Source organism: Streptomyces cellostaticus, assembly GCF_001513965.1.
Lineage (GTDB): Bacteria > Actinomycetota > Actinomycetes > Streptomycetales > Streptomycetaceae > Streptomyces > Streptomyces cellostaticus.
This window is the reverse complement of sequence record NZ_KQ948016.1, coordinates 706168-726062: the sequence shown is the minus strand read 5'-3', so window position 1 is coordinate 726062 and position 19895 is coordinate 706168. Positions and strand designations below refer to the sequence as shown.

Sequence of the window (19895 nt, the reverse complement as noted above, 5' to 3'; positions counted from 1 at the left end):
AACGGCTCAGCGCCCGGGGCCCCCGCGCTCCTCCCGGATCTGGGCCACCACCCGGGCCACCGTCTGCCGCACGGCCTCCGTCTCGGTCAGGAAGTGCCAGTAGTCGGGGTGCCGGCCCTCCAGCGTGCCGACCGCCCGCTCCAGCCGGGCCACCGCGTCGTCCAGCGGCCGCGCATGCCGCGGATCCGGGGTCGTACGACCGGTCATGGCCAGCCGCTGGGCGTCCCGGATCGCGAACCGGGTCCGCTCGGTCTCCTGCTGCGGGTCCTTCTGCACCGCGTTCAGCCGGGTGAGCCGGTCACCGGCGGCCGACACGGCCTCGTCGGTGGTGTTCAGCAGGGCCCGCACGGTCGACAGCAGCGAGGTGGCGTCCGCCCAGCGCTGGGCGTCCCGGGCGGCCTGGGCCTCGCGCAGCTTCAGCTCGGCCTGCCCCACGTTCTGCGCGGCCTGCGCGGGCACCTGCTGCAGATCCTGCCAGCAGGCGGCCGCGAACCGCCGCCGCAGCTCGCTCAGCACCGGGTCCACCTGCCCCGCCCGGGTCGTCAGCGCCTGCGCCCGGGTGCGCAGGCTGACCAGCCGGTGGTCGATCTCGGCTGCCTTCTCGGGCAGCCGCTCGGCCTCCGCCCGGATCGCCGCGGCCTCCCGCTGCACCCGCTCGGCCCGCTCCAGCGTCTGCGGCAGCCCGTGCTGCCCGGCGCCCTGGTTCAGCTTCGTCAGCTCGGGGGAGAGGGCGGCCAGCCGCGCGGCGAGATCCTCGGCCGCAAGGCCCGTCTGCCGCACCGCGTCCAGGGCGTTGCTCGCGCCCAGCAGCGCCTGCCGGGCCCGCTCCACGGCGGGGGCGAGCCGGGCGAGCTGTGTCTCGGCCTTGCCGAGCAGCGGCCCCAGCGAGCTGCCGAAACGGTCCAGCTCCTGCCTGACCCGGAGCAGTTCGTCCTTGGCGGCGGTCAACTCGCCCCGCGCCCGGGCGGCCGTGGCGGCCTCCAGATCGTCCCGGTCGAGGTCGTGTGCGTCGACGGCCTGGATGTAGCGCTGACTGACCTCGTCGATCCGCAGGCCCAGCGCCTCGAAGTCGGCGACCGCGCGCCGGGCCGCGGGGGAGTCGTCGACAGCGGTGATGGTCTCGACGGAGATCCGGAGGTCCCGCTGAGCGGTGTCGAGTTCGTAGAACGCGGCCGCCGCGGCGTCCTTCGCGGCCTGCGCCTCGGCCCGCTGGCCCTCCGCACGCCCGCCGAACCAGCGCCGGGTGCCACCGCCGGCGAACGCGGCGGGCAGCGCGAGCGCGGCCAGTACCGGCAGACTCATCAAGGTGAGGGTGTCGCGCAGGGCGGCGGACCCGCCCCGGCCCCGTACGGTCGACGGCTGATGCGGGTACGACCGCGTCGATGGCGTGCCCGGTGTCGCCGTCACATCCCTCTCCCGTGCTGTGGTCCGCCCTGGGTGGTGACATTCTCCCACCTGTGCAAGACGAACACACGGGCCGGTCAGTTCGCCGTGCGCACCGTCACTTTCCCGTTCGAGGAGTGGGCGGTCACGGTGTGCGGGCTCCGGTCGTCCTGGGGCACGGACACCGACACCTGCCCGTTGTCCGATCCCGCCTTCACGTCGTACGCGGTGCGGGGCAGGGCGACCGTCACGGCACCGTTGTCGCTGGTGGCGTCCACAAGGTCGGGCACGCCGCCCAGTTCGAGGTGCACCGAGCCGTTGCTGGTACCGGCCCGCACCCGGCGCGAGGCGGCGTCCGCGCGTACCGCGCCGTTGTCGGACCGCAGGTCCAGCGGGCCCGTGGAGTCGGTGACGTGCACGGCACCGTTGTCGGTGTGGATGCTGAGCGGATCCGTGAACCCGTGTGCCTGTACGCCCCCGTTCGCGTCGACGACCTTGACCCCGGCCCCGTGCGGCACCTCGACGCGATACCGGGCGGAACAGTCGGCTATGAGGCCGGAGCAGTGCACGCGCAGCACCAGCCGGTCGTCCTTGAAGGTCCAGCTCACCTTGGGGCCGCTGCCCACGGTCACCGAGCCCTTGAACCACCGGGTGACCTCGACCGTTCCCGCCTTCTTCCCCTTCGCGGCGACGATCTCCAGTGCCGCGTCGTCGGAGTCGACGGTGAGGGTGTGACCGTGCAGCGCGAAGGACCGGTGGTCCGGGTGCTTGTCGTCACGGGCATCGGCCCCGCAGGCACTGACTCCGGCGACGAGGCCGCCGACGAGCAGCCCGGCGACGGCCGAGCGAGCGGGAAGGGAACGGGTCATGCGAAATCTCCCCCTGAGGTGGTCTGCGACGACAGTAAATGATCTGTAGAGGGGGAGGGGATCCTGCCTGCGCCCGGATCGGAGGTGGGGATAACCCCCGCATGGGCCCGGAAGCGGCTGTTCGGGTTTGCGGTGCACTGCCCCGGGCAAGGTAGGCTGTCGACTCGTCCTGGGCGCATGGTCCGGGGAACGGGTGCGTAGCTCAGGGGTAGAGCGCCTGCCTTACAAGCAGGATGTCGGCGGTTCGAAACCGTCCGCGCCCACCAGGAGAAGCGAGAAGCCCCCGACCGGTGCCGGTCGGGGGCTTTCGTGTCACTCCTGTTCCTCGGCCGTCTCCTCGTGGGCGTGCTTCAGCTTCATGCGGGCCTCGACCCGCTCCGCCGCCGCGACCTCGGCCCAGAAGCGGTGTCCACTGACGAACACCGCCAACTCGTGCTCCCGTTGCCGTAGCTTTTCCACCTCGGCCTGTTCGTCCGCCGTCCAGCCGGGGGACGCGGGCCGCTCCGCCTTGCGCCAGCCGTTGTCGTCGCTGAAACCGTCCATCGGCTCGACCGACCAGGGCAGCCGTTTGAGCAGGGCCGACAGCTCGGCCCGGACCTGATGCAGCTCCTCCTGACCGGCGAGGAGGTCACTGGGGAATTCATAGGTCGTAGCCACGCGGCAATGCTACGCCTGTTCGAATTTGGTGGGCGAGCTCAGTTGTGAGGTTCACGCGAACGGGTGTTCAGGGCGAAAACAGGCGGCTCAGTGACCGGCCGCGTGCAGTTCCTCGACCAGGCGGGCCGCCACCGGGACCGGTACGCCGTGCCGGTCCGCCGCGCGCAGCAGCGCACCGCCGATGGCGTCGAGTTCGAGCGGGCGGCCCGCCTCGGCGTCGCGCTGCATGGAGGACTTGGCCGAGGGCGGGAAGGCGTCGTACCGGGACAGGGCCTGAGCCGGGTCCGCGGGGGCGCCGCAGGCGCGGCTGACCGCGGTGGTCTCGGCGACCAGGGACTCCAGTTCCGCCCGGTGGCGGGTGCGGGCTTCGCCGAGGGGCAGGCCGTAGCGGGTGGTGAGCAGGGCGAAGGGCGCGAGAAAGGCCATTTTCGCCCACAGGGCCGCCGTCTCGTCCTCGAGTACGCGAGTGGTCGCACCGGCGGCGGAGAGGGTGGCGGCCAGGTCTTCGAGGCGGGGGCGGGGGACCGCGTCGCCCGTCAGGTCGATCTCCGTGAAGGGGCTGCCGTGGTCGATCACGCCGGGGGCGGAGCGGGTGGACTCCACGCGGATCACGGCGGGGGCCACGCGGTCGGGGCCGTAGCGGGCGCGCAGGGCCGCGGGGTGTTCGACGCCGTTCAGGAGCGGTACCACGAGGGCGTCGCCGAGGGCGGTGGGCGGGACGTGGGTGAGGGCGGCGTCCAGGGTGGTGTGCTTGACGGTGATCAGACAGGCGTGCACGGGCTCGCGCAGCTCCGTGTCCGCCTCGACCGGGGCCGTGAAGTCGCCGAACTGGCGGCTGCGGACCTGGATGCCGGTACTGCGCAGGGTGTCGGCCGTGGCTTCCCGGGCCAGGCAGATGACGCGGTGGCCGGAGCGGGACAGCAGGGCGGCGAGCAGGCCGCCGGTGCCGCCGGGGCCCAGGATGGCCACAGTGCGCTTGGTCGTCATGAGGATGTTCCTCTCGTCGGGTCGGCCCCGGGGATCGGTGGCCGCCTTCGGCGTGATCATCGCAGCAGCGCGCGCTGTGCGTGAGACTGGGGGCATGTGCCGGAGTATCAAGACGCTGCGTCCGCCCGTACTGCCCGGTGAGGCCACCGACGGCGACATCCGTGCCGCCGCGCTGCAGTACGTGCGGAAGGTCTCGGGGTTCCGGGCGCCCGCCGCCCACAACCGCGAGGTGTTCGACCGGGCCGTGGAAGCCGTGGCCGAGGCCACGGCCGAGCTGCTCGGAGGGCTGGAGGTGCGCGGTCAGTCGCTGCGAGGGGCGGGGTGACGGGGTGAGGGGGGCAGGGCGCCTTCCGGGTGCGGCTGAGCGGGGGCCGTCTGCCCCTCGGGGCGGGGGTGGGAACCGCCCCTGAGTGCGCGCCCGAGACCGGCATGACGGACAACTCGGGCCTGTTGGACAGGGGTTGGTGCGGGCCGGGTTCGGGGTGTCCCCTCCCGGCCGCTGCCCGGCAGGCATGATGAGGCGGACCGTCCGCTTCCCGTGGGCGATCTGCTGCCATGCGCCCCACACGCCCGGGAGTCACCCCTTTGTCTGCACCGACCCAGGAATCCCCCACGGTCTCCGTCGCCCTGGTCGGGGCCGGACCGCGCGGCACCAGCGTCCTGGAGCGCCTCTGCGCCTCCGCACCGGAACTCCTGCCGCCCGGCGTCCGGCTGACGGTCCACGTGATCGACCCGGCGCCGCCCGGCCCGGGCCGGGTCTGGCGGACCGCGCAGTCGGCCGAGCTGCTGATGAACACCGTGGCGAGCCAGGTGACGCTGTTCACCGACGCCAGCGTGGACTGCTCGGGCCCGATCCGCCCGGGCCCCAGCCTGCACGAGTGGGCGCAGGGCGAACTCGGCCCGGACGACTACCCCACCCGGGCCCACTACGGCCACTACCTGGAGTGGGTGTTCGCACGGACCGTCCGGACGGCCCCGCGGGCGGTGCGCGTCGAGACCCACCGGGCCCGTGCCCTGCGCCTGGACGACGCCCCGGACGGCAGCCAGGTGCTCACCCTCGACGACGGCCGCGTCCTGCCCGGCCTCGCGGCGGTGGTCCTCGCCCAGGGGCACCTGCCGACGGCCGCGGACGAGGAGCAACGGCGATCGGCCGGCTACGCCGCCCGGCACGGCCTGCGCCACATTCCGCCCGCCAACCCGGCCGACGTCGACCTCTCCGCGCTCGCGCCCGGCGAACCGGTACTGCTGCGCGGCCTGGGCCTCAACTTCTTCGACCACATGGCCCTGCTGACCACCGGCCGGGGCGGCCGCTTCGCCCGGGGCGCCGACGGCGTCCTGCGATACCGGCCCTCGGGCCGGGAGCCGCGCCTGTACGCGGGTTCGCGGCGCGGGGTGCCGTACCAGGCGCGGGGCGACAACGCCAAGGGTCCGTACGGCCGCCACCTCCCGCTGGTGCTCACCCCCGAGGTGACAGCGGGCTTCCGCAAGCGCGCCGCCTCCGGGGAGGCGCCCGACTTCCTCGCGGAGGTATGGCCGTTGGTCGCGAAGGAGGTGGAGACGGTCTACTACGGCGCGCTGACCGGCCGGCCCGACTTCGCCGACCGCTTCCTCGCCGTACCGCACGGTGACCCCCAAGAGGCGGCGCTGCTGGACGAGTTCGGGGTGGCTGCCCAGGATCGCTGGTGCTGGGAGCGGATATCCCGGCCGTACGGGGACCGGGAGTTCGCGGATGCCGGGCAGTGGCGGGCGTGGCTGCTGTCGTATCTGCGCGAGGACGCGGCGCAGGCCGCCCTGGGCAACGTACGCGGTCCGCTGAAGGCTGCCCTGGACGTGCTGCGCGACCTGCGCAACGAGATACGTCTGATCGTGGACCACGGCGGCCTGACCGGCGGCTCCCGGCGCGCGCACCTGGACCGCTGGTACACCCCGCTCAACGCGTTCCTGTCCATCGGCCCGCCCCGGCGGCGGATCGAGGAGCTGGCGGCCCTGCTGGAGGCGGGCGTGGTCGAGGTGCTCGGCCCGCGTCTCGACGTGCGCGCCGAGCACGGGGCGTGGATGGCGCACTCGCCGCACGTGCCGGGCTCGGCGGTGCGTGTGACGACTCTCATAGAGGCACGCCTTCCGGAACCCGATCTGCGGCGGACGGCGGACGACCTGCTCGCGGGACTGCTGAAGAGCGGCGACTGCCGGCCGCACACCGTGGACGGTTACGAAACCGGAGGGCTGGATGTGACGCAGCGCCCCTATCGCCTGATTGACCGTCAAGACCGGGTGCACGCAAGGCGGTTCGCGTTCGGGGTGCCGACGGAGGGCGTGCACTGGGTGACTGCCGCGGGTGCCCGTCCGGGAGTGGATTCGGTCACGCTTTCGGACGCCGACGCGGTGGCGCGGGCCGTCCTACGTGCGGCCGCGGCCGACGGGGAATCGCACGAGCGCGCGAAACCATGGCCGAATGTTGAACTTGCAAGCATCGATTAGGTCCGCCTAACCTGGGTCCCTCATTCGGTACCGCCGCCCCCACGACCGGCCCGTCCCCGGCCGGCCCGACCGAACCGAAGAGGAGAAATCCCCTCATGTCTGCACGCCTCAACTCCGCTCAGCCGTACGCCATCGGACTCTTCCGCATCGTCATCGGCCTGCTCTTCGCCGTGCATGGCGCCGCCTCGCTCTTCGGCGTCCTCGGCGGCGCCATGGGCACCAACGGCGGCACGATCCCGTCCGGCACCTGGCCCGGCTGGTACGCGGCCGTGATCCAGCTGGTCGCCGGCGGCCTCGTCCTGCTCGGCCTCGGCACCCGCGCCGCCGCGCTGATCGCCTCGGGCTCGATGGCCTACGCGTACTTCGACGTCCACCAGCAGGCCGCCCTGTGGCCCATACAGAACGGCGGCGAGCTGTCGGCCCTCTTCAGCTGGGCGTTCCTGCTGCTCGTCTTCACCGGCTCCGGCGCCTTCGGCCTGGACCGCCTCCTCACCCGGCGCACCGCGTCGACGCAGCAGCCGGCCGCGGACCAGGCCCCGATAGCGGCCTGACCGATCCGCCCCCGACGGTGCCCCTCCCCTGCCACGCGGGGAGGGGCACCGTCATGCAAGGCGCCTTCCACGGCGGTGCCATGAGCCCCGGCGAACCTCCTGTCACACCCCCGGCGTACGCTGTATGGCTGTCATCGGGGGACAACGGGGGAAATACGGGGGAGTTGTCGTGCTGGAGAGTCTGGGGTCACTGGCGGGCGGTCCATGGATCTACGCCATGGTGGCCCTGTCGGTGCTGCTCGACGTGTTCGTGCCGGTGCTGCCGAGCGGAGTGCTCGTCATCACGGCGGCCACGGCTGCGGCGGCGGGTTCCGGTGCGGCCACCGGACGGTTTCCGCACGACGCGCCGGACGTCCTCGCCCTGATCTTCTCGGCCGCGACCGCCTCGGTCCTCGGTGACCTGGTGGCGTACCGCCTCGCCTGGCGGGGCGGGGAGCGGCTGGACCGCGCGATCGCCCGGTCCCGCCGCCTGACCACCGCGCAGGAACGTCTCGGCGAGGCCCTGTCCCGAGGCGGCGGCGCCCTGGTCGTCCTGGCCCGCTTCGCCCCCGCCGGCCGCTCGGTCGTCTCCCTGTGCGCGGGCGCCGCCCACCGCCGCGCCCGCGACTTCGTCCCCTGGTCCGCCCTGGCGGGCCTGTCCTGGGCCGCCTACAGCGTCGCCCTCGGCTACTTCGGCGCCCGCTGGCTGGGCGCCACCTGGGTGGCCACGGCCGTGTCGGTGGCGGCCCTGTTCGGAGCGGGAGCGGCGGCGGGGTTCCTGATGCGACGACGGCCGGCGTAGCGGCTCCGACTGCGGCGAGGCCGGGCCGGGCCGCTACGGAAACGTTGCGTCGTGACGGCGTGTACACCCGTCGTGCTGGAGGTGCAGCCGACGGAGGTCCTGCAGTGCGGCGACGGGAAAGGGGTACCGACCCCATTTCGCCAGGTAGCCGTCCTCGCCGTGGAGTCGCAGCACGGACTGAGCAGCCTCCACGACGACGTGGCAGAAAAGGCTGCGGGGTTGCAGGGAGCCGAAGACGAGCGCGCCCTCTTGGTCGGGTGCATCGAAGCTGGTGGACATGTCAGGAAACCGGTGGACGGCAACGTCGACGTCCGAGCCGCTGTTTCTCAGGACCCACCGCACTTCGACCGGTTCGAGGTCGAAGGAGAAGCGCTGGACGGGAGCAGGGCCGTAGAGACCCGCCACGCCGTGAAGCAGGTCGGCAAGGGCATCCGTGCAGTAGCTGACCACATCCTTCAGCTCTGAAGCGCCGTCCGCGATGCGGCACGTCGCCCAACCGGTGCCGCTCAGCTCCCAGCTGAACCGGAGATCATCCGTCATTCCGCCCTCCCCGTGACCGCTTGGCGAAACGGTACAGCGGACGGTGGCCGGAGCCCTGGGCGCCCGGCTCAGGCTCCCCTCGGGCGGCCTCGGGCGGCCTCGGGCGACGCGGAGAGGCGGTGTGTGCCTCCCCACGTGCCTCCCCGGTCGCCGCGTACGGCACGCGGCGACCGGGGAAGGGGCGCCCGGCGACGGCGTCAGCAGCTCGTCAGGTAGTTCGTCAGCGCGGTCTTCTCCGCGGAGTCGACCGAGAGGTCGTAGTAGTACTTCACCTGGACCCAGGCGCGGACGTACGTGCAGACGTACGCGGAGCGGGACGGGACCCAGGTGGCGGGGTCCTGGTCGCCCTTGGCCTGGTTGACGTTGTCGGTGACGGCGATGAGCTGGGGCCGGGTCAGGTCGTTGGCGAAGGCCTGGCGCTGGGCGGTGGTCCACTTGCTCGCACCGGAGTCCCATGCCTCGGCCAGCGGCACCAGGTGGTCGATGTCCAGGTCGGAGGCGGCGGTCCAGGTCGCGCCGTCGTACGGGGAGTACCAGCTGCCGCTGGTGGCCGCGCAGGAGGAGTCGGTGACGACGTTCGAGCCGTCGCGCTTGAGGACGGTCTCGCGGGTGTTGCAGGTGCCGCTGATGGTGATCCAGTGCGGGAAGAGGGAGCGGCTGTACCCGGTGCGGTTCTCGGTGGCCACGGTGAGCTGGGAGAGGTAGCTGCGGGCGGTGGCGGCGCTGACCGGCGTGGGGAGGGCGGCGGAGGCGCTCGGGGAGTTGAACAGGGCGGCGGAGGCTATGAGGCCGGTAAGGACGGCGAGTATGCTCAGCCGTCGACGCGCGTAGACCTTCTTCATGCGAACTCCCTTGTGGGGTGGGGGTGTTGGAGCGCGGGCGAGGGAATGCTCGCGGCGTCGCGTTGCCGGGAGGTAAGCGCCCGGTAAGACGCTAGTGACGTGTTCATGACACGACAAGGTTTTCGGCGGAATTTTCACGTCCCGTACTATGGAGCGCGCAGAAGGGGAGTAGCTCTTCGCCGGACCGTCGACATACTGCTCAGCCAGCCTGAGCCGGCGCCCGGAGGCGGATTCCGCGAGGACCGCCCAGCGAGACCTTCGGCAAGCAGTGCACGCCCGTGCCCCCCGGCGCGGGTGCCGAGTGTGCTGCCGTGCCGAGGTGTCTCCTATGGGGTTCAGCACTCTCGGTGGGGCAGCCCGACCGATTGAGGACCCTTGATCAGCATCACCGTGACGGCGCTCGTCTTCGGCGTCATCTTCCTCGCCGAACTGCCGGACAAGACCGCGCTCGCCGGTCTCGTGCTCGGCACCCGCTACCGCGCCTCGTACGTCTTCGCGGGCGTCGCCGCAGCCTTCCTGCTGCACGTCGTGCTCGCCGTCGCGGCCGGCAGTGTGCTGACCCTGCTGCCCCAGCGGCTCGTGCACGCGCTCACGGGCGTCCTGTTCCTCGGTGGCGCGGCGATGCTGCTGCTGAAGAAGGACGAGGGCGAGGAGGAGATCCGCAAGCCCGCCGACCAGTCCTTCTGGAAGGTCGCGGGTACGGGCTTCATGCTCATCCTCGTCGCCGAGTTCGGCGACCTCACCCAGATCATGACCGCCAACCTCGCCGCCCGCTACGACGACCCGGTCTCCGTCGGCCTCGGCGCGGTCCTCGGCCTGTGGGCGGTGGCCGGCCTCGGCATCGTCGGTGGAAAGGCCCTGATGAAGCGGGTACCGCTGCGGCTGATCACGCAGATCGCGGCGCTGCTGATGCTGGGGCTCGGCGCGTGGAGCCTGTATGAAGCCGTGGCGGGCTGAGCTGAACGGACGGTGAACCCTCGCCGGGGTGGTGGCGGGATCGGGGCAGGTTTTGTACCGTGGAGGAACAAAGTGGCTCCCGCTCGTTTTCCCTGACCGGCGGGCGGGGCCGCCTTGTCCCGTTTCTCATTCCTGGAGCTGCCGATGCCGGCCACCGTCCTCACCGCCCGCGCCCTCCTGCTCGACATGGACGGCACCCTCGTCAACTCGGACGCCGTGGTCGAGCGCGTCTGGCGGCGCTGGGCCGAGCAGCACGGGCTGGACGGCGACGAGGTGATGAACGTCGTCCACGGCCGGCAGGGACACGCCTCGATGGCGGTGCTGCTGCCCGGCCGGCCCATGGAGCAGAACCTCGCCGACAACGCCCGCATGCTCGCCGAGGAGACCGCCGACATGGACGGCGTGGTCGAGGTGCCCGGCGCGGCGGCCTTCCTCGCCTCGCTCAGGGGCGTTCCGCACGCGCTGGTGACCTCTGCGGATGTGGCGCTGTCCGACGCGCGGATGGCTGCCGCCGGGCTGGCGCTGCCCGAGGTGCGGATCACGGCCGAGTCGGTGGGGGCGAGCAAGCCGGATCCCGAGGGGTTTTTGAAGGGGGCCGCCGAGTTGGGGGTCGAGCCGGGGGACTGTGTCGTGTTCGAGGACTCCGGTGCGGGTATCGCGGCGGGGCGCGCCGCGGGGATGACCGTTGTGGGGGTCGGGGCGCGGGCCTCCTCTTACGGGCCCGATGTCGTCGTGGCGGACCTTACGCAGGTGCGGGTCGAGGTTGTGGGGGACGGGGCGATCCGGCTGTACGTGGGGTGAGGTGGGCTCGTGTGCCGGGTCGTTTCTACGCCGGTATGCGGCTGATGCCGTAGCTGGTTCGCCCCCGCCGCCCCTACCCTTCCCGTCCTCCAGGGGCTCCGCCCCTTCGACCCCGCCAGGGGGCTCGCCCCCTGGACCCCGATCGGCCTGAACGGCCTCGTCCTCAAACGCCGGACGGGCTGAAAAGAGCGGCCTGGACAGCCTCGTCCTGGGATGCCGGGCGGGCTGAAGGGAGCGGCTTGGACGGCGACGTCCTGGGATGCCGGGCGGGCTGGAAGAGGCGGCGTGGGGAGCCTCGTCCTCGAACGTCGGGCGGGCTGAAGGGAGCGGCCTGGACGGCCTCGGCCTCGAATGTCGGGCGGGGCTGGAGGAATTGGCTTGGGTGGCCTCGTCCTCGAACGTCGGGTGGGCTGGAAGTGGCGGTCTGGACGGCGACGTCCTCGAACGTCGGGCGGGCTGAAGGGAGCGGCCTGGACGGCCTCGTCCTGGGATGCCGGGTGGGCTGGAAGAGGCGGCCTGGGGGGCCTCGTCCTCGAACGTCGGGCGGGCTGAAAGGAGCGGCCTGGGCGGCCTCGGCCTCAATCGGTGGGCGGGGCGGAAGGTGGCTTTGACGTTTCCGACTCCAGGCTTGTCCGGGTGGCCGGGCCGTATACGCCCAGGGTGTCGTCGCTGATGCCGCGGGCCCACTGGTAGTTGCGTACGGCGTCCTCCACGGGGGTGGTGAAGACGCCGTTCACCTCGTCGCCGTAGAGGTTCAACTGCTCGAGGCGGAGCTGGAGTTCGATGACCGCCGCGCCCTTGTCGCCGCGTCGCAGTACCGGCGCGGTGGTGGGTGCCGCGTTCGGGGTGCCGGTGGCCGTCGCCGAGGGGGTCGGGGAGGCCGAGCGGGACGCGCTGGGGGACACCGTGGGGGTGGGCGAGGCGGAGGAGGCGCTGGGGGACGGGCTCGGGTCGGTGGAGGGGGAGGGGGGTTGTGCGGCCGGGCGGGTTGAAGCGGGCGAAGTGGGTGCTGACGAGGTGCTGGGTGTCGTCGCCTCCGGGACGCTCTCCCGTACCTCCTGGGCCGCGGGGTCCCGCGAGGGCGTGTGGTACGAGAACAGCCCGCTCGCCAGCCCGGCCGACGCCAGGACCGCGACCCCCGCACCCGCGACGGACAGCAGGAGCGTACGGCGGGAACGGCGCCGGGGTTCCTTCAGCGGCTCCGCGCCGGCCGTGGGCTCGTGCGGTGGTTCCCCTTCGAAGAGCCGCAGGTCCTGGCCGTTCGGGCCGGGCACGGGGTGCAGCGGCAGGGTGACCTCGGCGGCCGGTATCGGGCGGGTCTCCTCCTCGGCGGGTGCGTCGGAGGGGCCGGGGACCTCCACGTACGGGCGTATGCGCAGCGGGTCGAAGTCCTCCGCCGCTGCCGCCTCGGCCGTACGCGCCTCACGCAGGGCCTCGGACGCCCGCTGCGTGCAGTCGCAGGACGGGGTGTTGTCCGCGCCCCTCGGTGCCCCGCACTCCGGGCAGGTGTGGCCCCTCGGTTCCCTCACGCGTTCGTCCCTCCCCTCGGGAACTCCCGAGTTTATGCAGACCTCCTCCACATCCGCCGAACCGGAACACGCGGCAAACCGGCCATACAGGGACCTCAACAGGCCATAAACGGCGACACCGCCCAGGATGGAAGAGTGCACCCGAGCCCCGGGAGGTCTCCATGACCCTGGACACGCACGGCACGGCGAGGGAACGGGAGGCCGCCGAGCAGGTCTCCGGCAATGTGCTCGTCTCGATCGGCGCCCTGCTGCTCGGGCTGCTGCTCGCCGCGCTCGACCAGACCATCGTGTCGACCGCGCTGCCGACCATCGTGAGCGACCTGGGCGGGCTGGAACACCTGTCGTGGGTCGTCACCGCCTATCTGCTCGCCTCGACCGCCGCGACCCCGCTGTGGGGCAAGCTCGGCGACCAGTACGGGCGCAAGAAGCTGTTCCAGACCGCGATCGTGATCTTTCTCGTCGGGTCCGCGTTGTGCGGCATGGCGCAGGACATGGGGCAGCTGATCGGCTTCCGGGCGCTGCAGGGGCTGGGCGGTGGCGGGCTGATGGTGCTGTCGATGGCGATCGTCGGCGACATCGTGCCGCCGCGTGAACGCGGTCGCTACCAGGGGTTGTTCGGTGCCGTGTTCGGTGCGACGAGTGTGCTCGGGCCGCTGCTCGGGGGGCTGTTCACCGAGCATCTGAGCTGGCGCTGGGTGTTCTACGTCAACCTGCCCGTCGGCGTCGTCGCCCTCGCCGTGATCGCCACCGCCCTGCGCATCCCGCGCAGGGCCGCCCGCCATGTCATCGACTACCTCGGCACCTTCCTGATCGCCGCGGTCGCCACCTGTCTGGTGCTCGTCGCGTCGCTGGGTGGTACGACGTGGGCCTGGGGCTCGGCGCAGATCATCGGGCTCGCCGTGCTGGGCGTCGTCCTCGCCGTCGCGTTCGTCGCGGTGGAGCGCAGGGCCGCCGAACCCGTCCTCCCGCTCAAGCTCTTCGGCCTGCGCACCTTCACCCTCGCCGCCGTCATCAGCTTCATCGTCGGCTTCGCCATGTTCGGCGCGTTGACCTATCTGCCGACCTTCCTCCAGGTCGTGCACGGGATCTCGCCGACCCTGTCCGGTGTGCACATGCTGCCGATGGTGGTCGGCCTGCTGCTGTCCTCGACCGTCTCCGGGCAGATCGTCAGCCGCACCGGCCGCTGGAAGGTGTTCCCGATCGCGGGCACCGCCGTCACCGCCATCGGACTGCTCCTGCTGCACCGGCTGGACGAGCACAGCCCGACCGCCGTGATGAGCGTCTACTTCTTCGTGTTCGGCCTGGGCCTAGGCCTGGTCATGCAGGTCCTCATCCTCATCGTGCAGAACGCGGTCTCGTACGAGGATCTGGGCGTCGCCACCTCCGGCGCCACCTTCTTCCGCTCCATCGGCGCGTCCTTCGGCGTCGCCATCTTCGGCACCGTCTTCGCGAGCGGCCTCGGCGACAAGCTCGCCGACGCCTTCAGCGGGGTGCGCCTGCCGCCCGGCGTCACGGCCGACGCCCTCAAGTCCGACCCGCGCGGCATCGCCGCCCTGCCGCCCGCCCTGCGCCCGGCGGCCCTGCACGCGTACGCCTCCGCCATCACCGACGTGTTCCTGTACGCCGCCCCGGTCGCTGCCCTCGGCTTCGTCCTCGCCTGGTTCCTGAAGGAGGACCGGCTGCGCGGCTCGGTCACCGCACCGGACGTGTCCGAGACGATCCCGCCCAACCCGGTGGAACGCTCCTCCTACGACGAGGTGTGCCGCGCGCTGTCCGTGCTCGGCACCCGCGAGGGGCGCCGCGAGATCTACCGGACGATCACCGAACGGGCCGGGTACGACCTGCTGCCCGCCGCCAGTTGGCTGCTGCTGCGCATCCGCAAGTACGGCTCGGTGGAACCGGGTGTGCTCGCCGAGCGCACCGACGTGCCGTTGCAGATCGTCCTCGCCGCCGAACGCCAGGTCGAGGAGCGTCGCCTGGCCGAGCGCCGGGGCCTGGACCTGACGCTCACCGAGCAGGGCCGCGAGGTCGCCGAACGGCTCGCGAAGGCCCGCGAGGAGTCCCTGGCCGAGCTGCTCGGCGACTGGTGGCGGCCGGGCCGCTCCGCCGACCTGGACAAACTGGTGAAGGAACTTACCGGCGAACTGTGCGGCTCGGAGAGCGAGCGGCCGAACGGCGGGAAGGTGACCAGGGTCAGTTGACGGCCTCCGGCGCCAACAGGTCCTTGTGGAACCAGTGTTCGGCGTACTGGTCGTCGTTGTGGGGCGCGGTCTCCCGGTAGCCGAGGCGGGCGTACAGGGCGCGGGCCTCCACCAGGTCGCTGCGGGTGTCGAGGATCAGCTGCCGGGCACCCAGGGCGCGGGCGGCCTCCTCGGCGGCGGCGACCAGGAGCGCCGCCCCGCCCCGGCCGCGCATCCCCTCGTACACGAACACCCGGGTGAGTTCGGCCGTGTCCGGGCCGAGCAGCCGTACGCCTGCCGAGCCGGCCGGCTCACCGTCGTACCGGGCGATCAGCAACCCACCAGTGGGCGACGCGAGTTCGGCACCGGCGTCGGCCGCGATCTCGCGCTCCAGCTCGTCCGGGTCGGTGCGGTGTCCCTCGTGCAGCAGGTACCAGCGGTCGCTGACCTCCGTGTAGTACGCCCGCCAGAGTGCGGCGGCGGCCGGGGAGTCGTACGGTTCCGGGGTGATCGTCCAGGTCATGCCGGTCATTCTCGGGCGCCGTCGCGGACCCTGCGCAAGCGAATATGGGTGACCTCCGGGGAGGCCGGCACCTGCCGGAGCCGGAACCGGCACGCAGGCCGGGAGATTTTCCGGAGACTGTCTGCCGTGAACCGAACCGACCGCCTCTACGCCCTCGTCGAGGAGCTGCGCGCCGCCGCTCCCCGGCCCCGCAGCGCCCGTGCACTGGCCCGGCGCTTCGAGGTCAGCGTCCGTACCGTCGAGCGGGACCTGGCGGCGTTGCAGCAGTCCGGGGTGCCGATCCACGCCGAGCCGGGCCGCACCGGCGGGTACGTCCTCGACAAGGAGCGCACCCTGCCGCCGCTGACCATCACCCCGGCCGAGGCGACCGCCCTGGCCGTCGGGCTGCACGCGCTCGCCGGGACGCCGTTCGCGGCCGACGCGCGCAGCGCCCTGCACAAGGTGCTGGCCGTGATGCCCGGCCGCGAGCGGCGGGCAGCGGCGGAGCTGGCCGGGCGGGTCGGGCTGCTCGTACCGGCCGCGCGCCCGGCGCGGACCGCCGGGCCGGTGGTGCCCGCCGCGCTGCGCGAGGCGCTGTCGGCGGGCAGGGTGCTGCGCCTGGAGTACGCCGACGCGGCGGGCGCGGTCACCGCCCGGGAGGTCGAGCCGCTCGCCTTCCTGGGCGGCGCGGAGCACTGGTACCTGGCCGCCTGGTGCCGGCTCCGCCAGGCGCCCCGCGGCTTCCGCCTCGACCGCGTCCGCGCCGTCACGGCCCTGGACGAGCGGGCCCCGCACCGCCCCGTCGACCTGGCCGCGCTCGACACGCTCGGCTCGGACGTGGTGACCCTCGGCGAGCTGGGAATGTGACGGCAAACACCGACAGGGGGGTGTCGCGGACGGGCCGGAGGCTGGTGCCCGTTCCGATCATCGACGACTTTCAGACGACTTTCCGTCGACCTTCACCGGAGGTACCAGCCATGACGACGACACCCCTGACGACCGGCACCCTCACCCCCGCCACCGGCATCGCCCTCTTCGAGCGCTGGACCGCCCTGTGGAACGGCGACTTCAGCGACCCGGAGGCCTTCCTCGCGCCGGGTTTCCGTATCCGCTTCGGCAACGGCCCCGAGGACGCGGCCACCGACGAGATCCACGGCCCGGCCGGGATCGTCGCCTACGTCTCCGACTTCCGTGTGCGCAAGCCCGGGCTGCGCTATGCCCTCGACGGGACCCCGCTGGTGGACAGCGGCCTGGGGCAGGCCGCAACCCGCTGGTACGCGACGCGGCCGGACGGCGTCCAGCTCAGCGGCATCGACCTGCTGGAGGTGGCGGACGGGCGCATCGCGACCGTGTGGTCGGTGACCGGGCTGCGCCGCTTCGCCCACTGATGGCCCGTTTTACGGCCCTCCTGCCGGGTCACCCTGAGCGAAGGGAGAACCGCCGCCCGAAGGAGGCCTGAGCGATGCCACAGGACAGGGATGCCGGCCGGGGCGTCGGGAGCCGCCCGCCCTGGAGCGACACCGGTTCCTCGATGCCGGAGGACGGGCTCGGGGTGCCCTCCCCGGGTGAGCTTTCCGGTCGGGAGGCGGGGACGACGGACGGCCGGGCGGCGGATGCCTGGCCGTCCGCGCCCGCCCGGCCCCCGGCCGGACGTACCGGGGAGGCCGGCGGCGGTCTGCGTGCCCCGCTGCTCCCGCACGAGGAGTCGCAGCGGTGGGAAGCGCGGCTGCGCCGGGCGGAGGCCGGGTTCGCGGACGCACCGCGGGCCGCCGTCGAGGAGGCCGACCGGGTCCTGGAGGAGATCGCCGCGCGCTTCGGTGAGGCCGTGACGCGGCGCCGCCGGACCCTGCGCACGTCCTGGCAGGACGGTGACGAGAGCGACACCGGGCAACTGCGTCCGGCCCTGCGCGACTACCGGGAACTGGCCGAACGCCTGCTACACCTCTGACTCCGGCGCGTCCGTCCCCGGCGCGTCCCCCGTGGCGGCAGCCCTGCGCTGTCGCCACTCGCGTACGACCTCCTCGACGTCGTACGGCTTCTTGCCCAGCGGCGGGCCGGGCGGCGGCTTGAACATCATGTCGCGGATCTTCACGTTGATCTCGGTGATGATCTTCCGGACGAGCCGCTCCGAGGGCGCCGCGCAGGCCGCCGCGAGCGCGTCCTCGGCCTCCTTGCGCAGCGCCAGCGCCGGCGGCAGCACTGCCAGCCCCTCGCGGGCCATCTTCCGCTTGATCCACCACAGTTCGTCGTAGGTGGAGTCCAGGCCCTCGGGCAGCGGCTCGCCCGCGCCCGGCAGCCGGTCGAACTCACCGCGCTGCTGCGCGTCACGGATCTGATGGTCGACCCAGGACTCGAACGGGAGACCCGGTGGCTTTCGCTCGGTCATGAACCCATTGTGCCGGACGCGGCCCGGCCGGGCGTTTTATCATTCGGCGGCGGTGCGGCAAACCGGCCGCCGCACAAGGACGTTCCGGACGTCTCACACGCAGCAGGGGGAAACGCACGTGCTCGAACTGACCATGGCCACCGTCTCCGGGGCCGACGCGGGCGCCACGGCCGGCATGACGATGGCCGATGCGCCCAGCGAGCCGGGCGCCGTGCTGCGCGTGGGCCGGGACGCGGCCGTGTGCCGGCTGGTCACACCCGAGGACTGGCTGTTCGTCTCCCGGGTCCACCTGGAGTTCCTGTGCGGTCCCGAGGGCGGCTGGCAGCTGACCTGGCTGCGCGGCTCACAGGCCGAGCCGTCCGCCGAAGTGCGGCTGATCGTCGGCGAGTACGCGCAGACCGTGGCCTACGGCGGGACCGTGGCGCTGCCGCGTGGCGGCTCCGGCGAGATCATCGTCCAGGACCGCACCGACCCGCGCAGCGTCAACGTGGGCTTCTTCCACGAGGTTTGAGCCCCCGGGGGCCCAGGCCCCCGGGCGGGGCGCTCAGCCCAGCACCCGGGCCAGCGCGAAGCCGTCGTACCCCTTGCTGCCCACCGTCTGGACCGCCGTGCCGGTCAGCCTCGGGTGGGCGGCGATCAGTTCGATGGCGGCGCGGATGCCGAGGACGTCGGGGTCGGCGCTGTCGGAGTCGACGACCCGGCCGCCGCGCACCACGTTGTCCAGGACGATGAGGCTGCCCGCGCGGGTGAGCCTGAGCGCCCACTCCACATAGTGCGGGTTGTTGGACTTGTCGGCGTCGATGAAGACCAGGTCGAAGGGGGCCGGGTTCTCGTCCGCGAGCTTGGGCAGCGACTCCAGGGCCGGGCCCACCCGCACCTCCACGATCGGGTCCAGGCCTGCGCGGGCGATGTTGCGGGTGGCCACGTCGGCGTGCTTGGGGTCGTACTCCAGCGAAATCAGTCTGCCGTCGGCGGGCAGGGCGCGGCCCAGCCAGATCGTGCTGTAGCCGCCGAGCGTGCCGATCTCCAGGATGTTCCTGGCCCCCTGGACCTGGGCGAGCAGCTGGAGGAACTTGCCCTGGGTGGCGGTGACGCTGATGTGCGGCAGCCCGGCGGCCTCGCTGTCGCGCAGGGCCGCCTGGAGCGCTTCGTCGTCCGGTGTGAGGTGGCTGCTGAAGTAGAAGTCGACGTCGTCCCAGAGCTGCGACCCGCTCATGCGTCTGCTGCCTTTCCCGAGTGTCTCCTCAGGATCTCTTCCCGAGGCTCCTTGGCACTTCCCCCTGCATGGTCTCAGCCGATCGGTGCGGACGGGGTGAACGGCGGCGGGGGCTGTACGGGCGGCGGGGGAGTCACCGGTCGCCGGGAGCGCCGTACGACGACCAGCGCGACGGCCGTGACGACCAGCAGCAGGCCGCCACCGGTGGTCAGCAGCCAGACCGGGACCCCGGCCACCTCGCGCAGCCGGTCCTCGTAGATCACCTGCTGGACCGGAGTGTCGGCGGCCGCGCGGCGCAGCTCGTGGTCGCCCGAGATCCGGGCGGGTTCCGGGAACTGCTGGGTCAGGGCCGTCAGATACGGGGTGCCGGTCGCGAGCTTGCCCAGGGCCCCGGCGGGCTTGTCGAGGCGCCCGGCGAAGAGGATGCGGGGCTCTTCCCCGCCGATCGTCGTCCGGGTCCGCATGCGGTGTGCGGCGAGCACGTACAGGCCGAGCGACTGCGGGGTGCGGGCCAGGCGGGACAGCCGCATGGGGTAGACCGGGCGGTCGCTGGCGAAGGTGAGGTGGAGCGGGTCGAGGGCGCCGTTCAGGGGGGTGTGCGAGGCCTTCGGGGCGAGCCGTACGGCCACGTACTCCCAGCGCCGGTCGACATACGGCTGCAGGGCTGTCTTCAGCCTCGCCGGGAAGGTGAAGCCGTTCTCGTGCAGCCAGGTGTCCAGGGCGGCCGGGTCGGTGGCGGTCAGCCGGGCCACGTCGAACGGGCCGAGCCGCTGGCGGTCGACCACACTGACGCCGCCCGCGGCGGGGGGTGCGGCGGCGTCCATGGTGTCGTCGTTGTCGAAGGGCCAGTCGCCGTTTTCCGGCCAGAAGTGGTAGCGGGTGCGGTGTACGGGGGCCATGGCGGTGGCCAGCTGGTCGAAGAGGGCCGGGTCGCCGAGGCGGACCGTCGCCCGGTGCGGGACCGGCATGATCCAGGCGGCGCGGTCGGCGTCTCCGTTGACCGTCAGGCGCATGACGATCTGCTCCTGACGGCCGTCCCAGCGGAGCACGGACTGCTCGCTGGAGACGGCGATCTGCCGCGAGGGATCCGGGACCATCGCACCGCACCCGCAGGCATAGGCCGGGGCGATCAGCCAACCGAGCTGTATGCCGAGGACGGCGAGTACGACTGCGAGTATGCGGGCGCGTTTCACGGGGCTACAGACGGCACCGGTGTGTGATCGGTTCCGGCGCCGG

General features: G+C 72.5%; 22 protein-coding genes and 1 tRNA gene. 12 read left to right on the top strand and 11 right to left on the bottom strand.

All coding sequences use genetic code 11. From position 1 onward, the window contains the following. Nucleotides 1-6: 6 nt before the first annotated feature. Nucleotides 7-1407 carry a coiled-coil domain-containing protein gene (locus tag AQI88_RS06920; protein ID WP_066993422.1) on the bottom strand — a complete coding sequence of 467 codons (1401 nt, stop codon included), beginning with the start codon at nt 1405-1407 and terminating at the stop codon, nt 7-9. Nucleotides 1408-1481: 74 nt separating this feature from the next. Continuing rightward, entirely contained in the window at nt 1482-2252 is a 771-nt protein-coding gene (locus tag AQI88_RS06915) for a DUF4097 family beta strand repeat-containing protein (RefSeq protein ID WP_066993419.1), read from the bottom strand. 191 nt (nt 2253-2443) lie between these two features. Between AQI88_RS06915 and AQI88_RS06910 the strand changes: the two genes are divergently transcribed. After that, a tRNA-Val gene (locus tag AQI88_RS06910) sits at nt 2444-2518 on the top strand. 46 nt (nt 2519-2564) lie between these two features. Here AQI88_RS06910 and AQI88_RS06905 read toward each other — a convergent pair. After that, the gene (locus AQI88_RS06905) at nt 2565-2909 is read right to left on the bottom strand and encodes a hypothetical protein (protein ID WP_066993416.1); all 345 of its coding nucleotides are present in this window, start codon (nt 2907-2909) and stop codon (nt 2565-2567) included. An 87-nt stretch (nt 2910-2996) separates the two neighbouring features. Next, nucleotides 2997-3896, bottom strand: coding sequence for a ketopantoate reductase family protein (locus AQI88_RS06900; RefSeq protein WP_066993413.1), 900 nt, complete (start codon nt 3894-3896; stop codon nt 2997-2999). A gap of 94 nt (nt 3897-3990) precedes the next feature. Here AQI88_RS06900 and AQI88_RS06895 point away from each other — a divergent pair, with 94 nt between their 5' ends. The 4 genes from AQI88_RS06895 (at nt 3991) to AQI88_RS06880 (ending at nt 7706) form a co-directional block, all read left to right on the top strand. Continuing rightward, nucleotides 3991-4221, top strand: a complete 231-nt coding sequence (locus AQI88_RS06895) for a DUF2277 domain-containing protein (RefSeq protein WP_066993795.1) — start codon at nt 3991-3993, stop codon at nt 4219-4221. Nucleotides 4222-4451: 230 nt separating this feature from the next. Then, complete coding sequence (locus AQI88_RS06890) at nt 4452-6374, top strand: FAD/NAD(P)-binding protein (RefSeq protein WP_066993411.1); 1923 nt, start codon at nt 4452-4454, stop codon at nt 6372-6374. A gap of 95 nt (nt 6375-6469) precedes the next feature. Then, nucleotides 6470-6925: a DoxX family protein gene (locus tag AQI88_RS06885; protein ID WP_066993408.1), complete on the top strand. Its 456-nt coding sequence runs from the start codon at nt 6470-6472 to the stop codon at nt 6923-6925. 169 nt (nt 6926-7094) lie between these two features. Next, nucleotides 7095-7706, top strand: coding sequence for a DedA family protein (locus AQI88_RS06880; protein ID WP_066993405.1), 612 nt, complete (start codon nt 7095-7097; stop codon nt 7704-7706). A 33-nt stretch (nt 7707-7739) separates the two neighbouring features. On the opposite strand, the gene AQI88_RS06875 is transcribed toward AQI88_RS06880, so the two are convergent. Together AQI88_RS06875 and AQI88_RS06870 are read right to left on the bottom strand one after the other, a co-directional pair. After that, nucleotides 7740-8246 carry a hypothetical protein gene (locus AQI88_RS06875; protein WP_066993402.1) on the bottom strand — a complete coding sequence of 169 codons (507 nt, stop codon included), beginning with the start codon at nt 8244-8246 and terminating at the stop codon, nt 7740-7742. Between the two features lie 197 nt (nt 8247-8443). Next, nucleotides 8444-9088, bottom strand: a complete 645-nt coding sequence (locus AQI88_RS06870) for an HNH endonuclease family protein (RefSeq protein WP_066993400.1) — start codon at nt 9086-9088, stop codon at nt 8444-8446. A 375-nt stretch (nt 9089-9463) separates the two neighbouring features. Between AQI88_RS06870 and AQI88_RS06865 the strand changes: the two genes are divergently transcribed. After that, entirely contained in the window at nt 9464-10045 is a 582-nt protein-coding gene (locus tag AQI88_RS06865; protein WP_066993397.1) for a TMEM165/GDT1 family protein, read from the top strand. Nucleotides 10046-10189: 144 nt separating this feature from the next. Beyond that, nucleotides 10190-10846 carry an HAD-IA family hydrolase gene (locus AQI88_RS06860; protein ID WP_066993395.1) on the top strand — a complete coding sequence of 219 codons (657 nt, stop codon included), beginning with the start codon at nt 10190-10192 and terminating at the stop codon, nt 10844-10846. Between the two features lie 578 nt (nt 10847-11424). On the opposite strand, the gene AQI88_RS06855 is transcribed toward AQI88_RS06860, so the two are convergent. Further along, a complete protein-coding gene (locus tag AQI88_RS06855) occupies nt 11425-12375 on the bottom strand; it encodes a peptidoglycan-binding domain-containing protein (protein ID WP_066993393.1) in 951 nt (316 codons plus the stop codon). A 161-nt stretch (nt 12376-12536) separates the two neighbouring features. On the opposite strand from AQI88_RS06855, the gene AQI88_RS06850 reads away from it, so the two are divergent. Then, a complete protein-coding gene (locus AQI88_RS06850; protein WP_066993390.1) occupies nt 12537-14576 on the top strand; it encodes an MDR family MFS transporter in 2040 nt (679 codons plus the stop codon). Here the strand turns inward: AQI88_RS06850 and AQI88_RS06845 are convergent. Continuing rightward, entirely contained in the window at nt 14569-15087 is a 519-nt protein-coding gene (locus tag AQI88_RS06845) for a GNAT family N-acetyltransferase (protein ID WP_066993387.1), read from the bottom strand. The two genes, AQI88_RS06850 and AQI88_RS06845, sit on opposite strands and share 8 nt — an antisense overlap. A 117-nt stretch (nt 15088-15204) precedes the next feature. Here AQI88_RS06845 and AQI88_RS06840 point away from each other — a divergent pair, with 117 nt between their 5' ends. The 3 genes from AQI88_RS06840 to AQI88_RS06830 all read left to right on the top strand — a co-directional run bounded on the left by AQI88_RS06840 (nt 15205) and on the right by AQI88_RS06830 (nt 17005). Next, nucleotides 15205-15924 carry a helix-turn-helix transcriptional regulator gene (locus AQI88_RS06840; protein ID WP_066993384.1) on the top strand — a complete coding sequence of 240 codons (720 nt, stop codon included), beginning with the start codon at nt 15205-15207 and terminating at the stop codon, nt 15922-15924. Nucleotides 15925-16034: 110 nt separating this feature from the next. After that, on the top strand, nt 16035-16445 hold the full coding sequence (locus AQI88_RS06835; RefSeq protein WP_066993381.1) for a nuclear transport factor 2 family protein: 411 nt from the start codon (nt 16035-16037) through the stop codon (nt 16443-16445). A 74-nt stretch (nt 16446-16519) separates the two neighbouring features. Continuing rightward, nucleotides 16520-17005 carry a hypothetical protein gene (locus AQI88_RS06830; protein WP_244184054.1) on the top strand — a complete coding sequence of 162 codons (486 nt, stop codon included), beginning with the start codon at nt 16520-16522 and terminating at the stop codon, nt 17003-17005. On the opposite strand, the gene AQI88_RS06825 is transcribed toward AQI88_RS06830, so the two are convergent. Beyond that, entirely contained in the window at nt 16994-17443 is a 450-nt protein-coding gene (locus tag AQI88_RS06825; RefSeq protein WP_066993378.1) for a DnaJ family domain-containing protein, read from the bottom strand. The genes AQI88_RS06830 and AQI88_RS06825 overlap by 12 nt on opposite strands. Before the next feature lie 118 nt (nt 17444-17561). Between AQI88_RS06825 and AQI88_RS06820 the strand changes: the two genes are divergently transcribed. Next, a complete protein-coding gene (locus AQI88_RS06820; RefSeq protein ID WP_066993375.1) occupies nt 17562-17954 on the top strand; it encodes a hypothetical protein in 393 nt (130 codons plus the stop codon). Between the two features lie 33 nt (nt 17955-17987). Here the strand turns inward: AQI88_RS06820 and AQI88_RS06815 are convergent, their stop codons facing one another. After that, the gene (locus tag AQI88_RS06815) at nt 17988-18659 is read right to left on the bottom strand and encodes an O-methyltransferase (protein ID WP_066993372.1); all 672 of its coding nucleotides are present in this window, start codon (nt 18657-18659) and stop codon (nt 17988-17990) included. A 74-nt stretch (nt 18660-18733) separates the two neighbouring features. Beyond that, entirely contained in the window at nt 18734-19852 is a 1119-nt protein-coding gene (locus tag AQI88_RS06810; protein ID WP_066993370.1) for a DUF2330 domain-containing protein, read from the bottom strand. Nucleotides 19853-19895 lie beyond the last annotated feature (43 nt).

Excerpts from the sequence above, each read along its gene's own strand:
- AQI88_RS06870 (WP_066993400.1), bottom strand. The coding sequence starts at position 9,088 with ATGAAGAAGGTCTACGCGCGTCGACGGCTGAGCATACTCGCCGTCCTT.
- AQI88_RS06815 (WP_066993372.1), bottom strand. The coding sequence starts at position 18,659 with ATGAGCGGGTCGCAGCTCTGGGACGACGTCGACTTCTACTTCAGCAGC.
- AQI88_RS06895 (WP_066993795.1), top strand. The coding sequence starts at position 3,991 with ATGTGCCGGAGTATCAAGACGCTGCGTCCGCCCGTACTGCCCGGTGAG.
- AQI88_RS06825 (WP_066993378.1), bottom strand. The coding sequence starts at position 17,443 with ATGACCGAGCGAAAGCCACCGGGTCTCCCGTTCGAGTCCTGGGTCGAC.
- AQI88_RS06900 (WP_066993413.1), bottom strand. The coding sequence starts at position 3,896 with ATGACGACCAAGCGCACTGTGGCCATCCTGGGCCCCGGCGGCACCGGC.
- AQI88_RS06885 (WP_066993408.1), top strand. The coding sequence starts at position 6,470 with ATGTCTGCACGCCTCAACTCCGCTCAGCCGTACGCCATCGGACTCTTC.
- AQI88_RS06860 (WP_066993395.1), top strand. The coding sequence starts at position 10,190 with ATGCCGGCCACCGTCCTCACCGCCCGCGCCCTCCTGCTCGACATGGAC.
- AQI88_RS06850 (WP_066993390.1), top strand. The coding sequence starts at position 12,537 with ATGACCCTGGACACGCACGGCACGGCGAGGGAACGGGAGGCCGCCGAG.
- AQI88_RS06835 (WP_066993381.1), top strand. The coding sequence starts at position 16,035 with ATGACGACGACACCCCTGACGACCGGCACCCTCACCCCCGCCACCGGC.
- AQI88_RS06845 (WP_066993387.1), bottom strand. The coding sequence starts at position 15,087 with ATGACCGGCATGACCTGGACGATCACCCCGGAACCGTACGACTCCCCG.
- AQI88_RS06915 (WP_066993419.1), bottom strand. The coding sequence starts at position 2,252 with ATGACCCGTTCCCTTCCCGCTCGCTCGGCCGTCGCCGGGCTGCTCGTC.
- AQI88_RS06890 (WP_066993411.1), top strand. The coding sequence starts at position 4,452 with ATGCGCCCCACACGCCCGGGAGTCACCCCTTTGTCTGCACCGACCCAG.
- AQI88_RS06830 (WP_244184054.1), top strand. The coding sequence starts at position 16,520 with ATGCCACAGGACAGGGATGCCGGCCGGGGCGTCGGGAGCCGCCCGCCC.
- AQI88_RS06875 (WP_066993402.1), bottom strand. The coding sequence starts at position 8,246 with ATGACGGATGATCTCCGGTTCAGCTGGGAGCTGAGCGGCACCGGTTGG.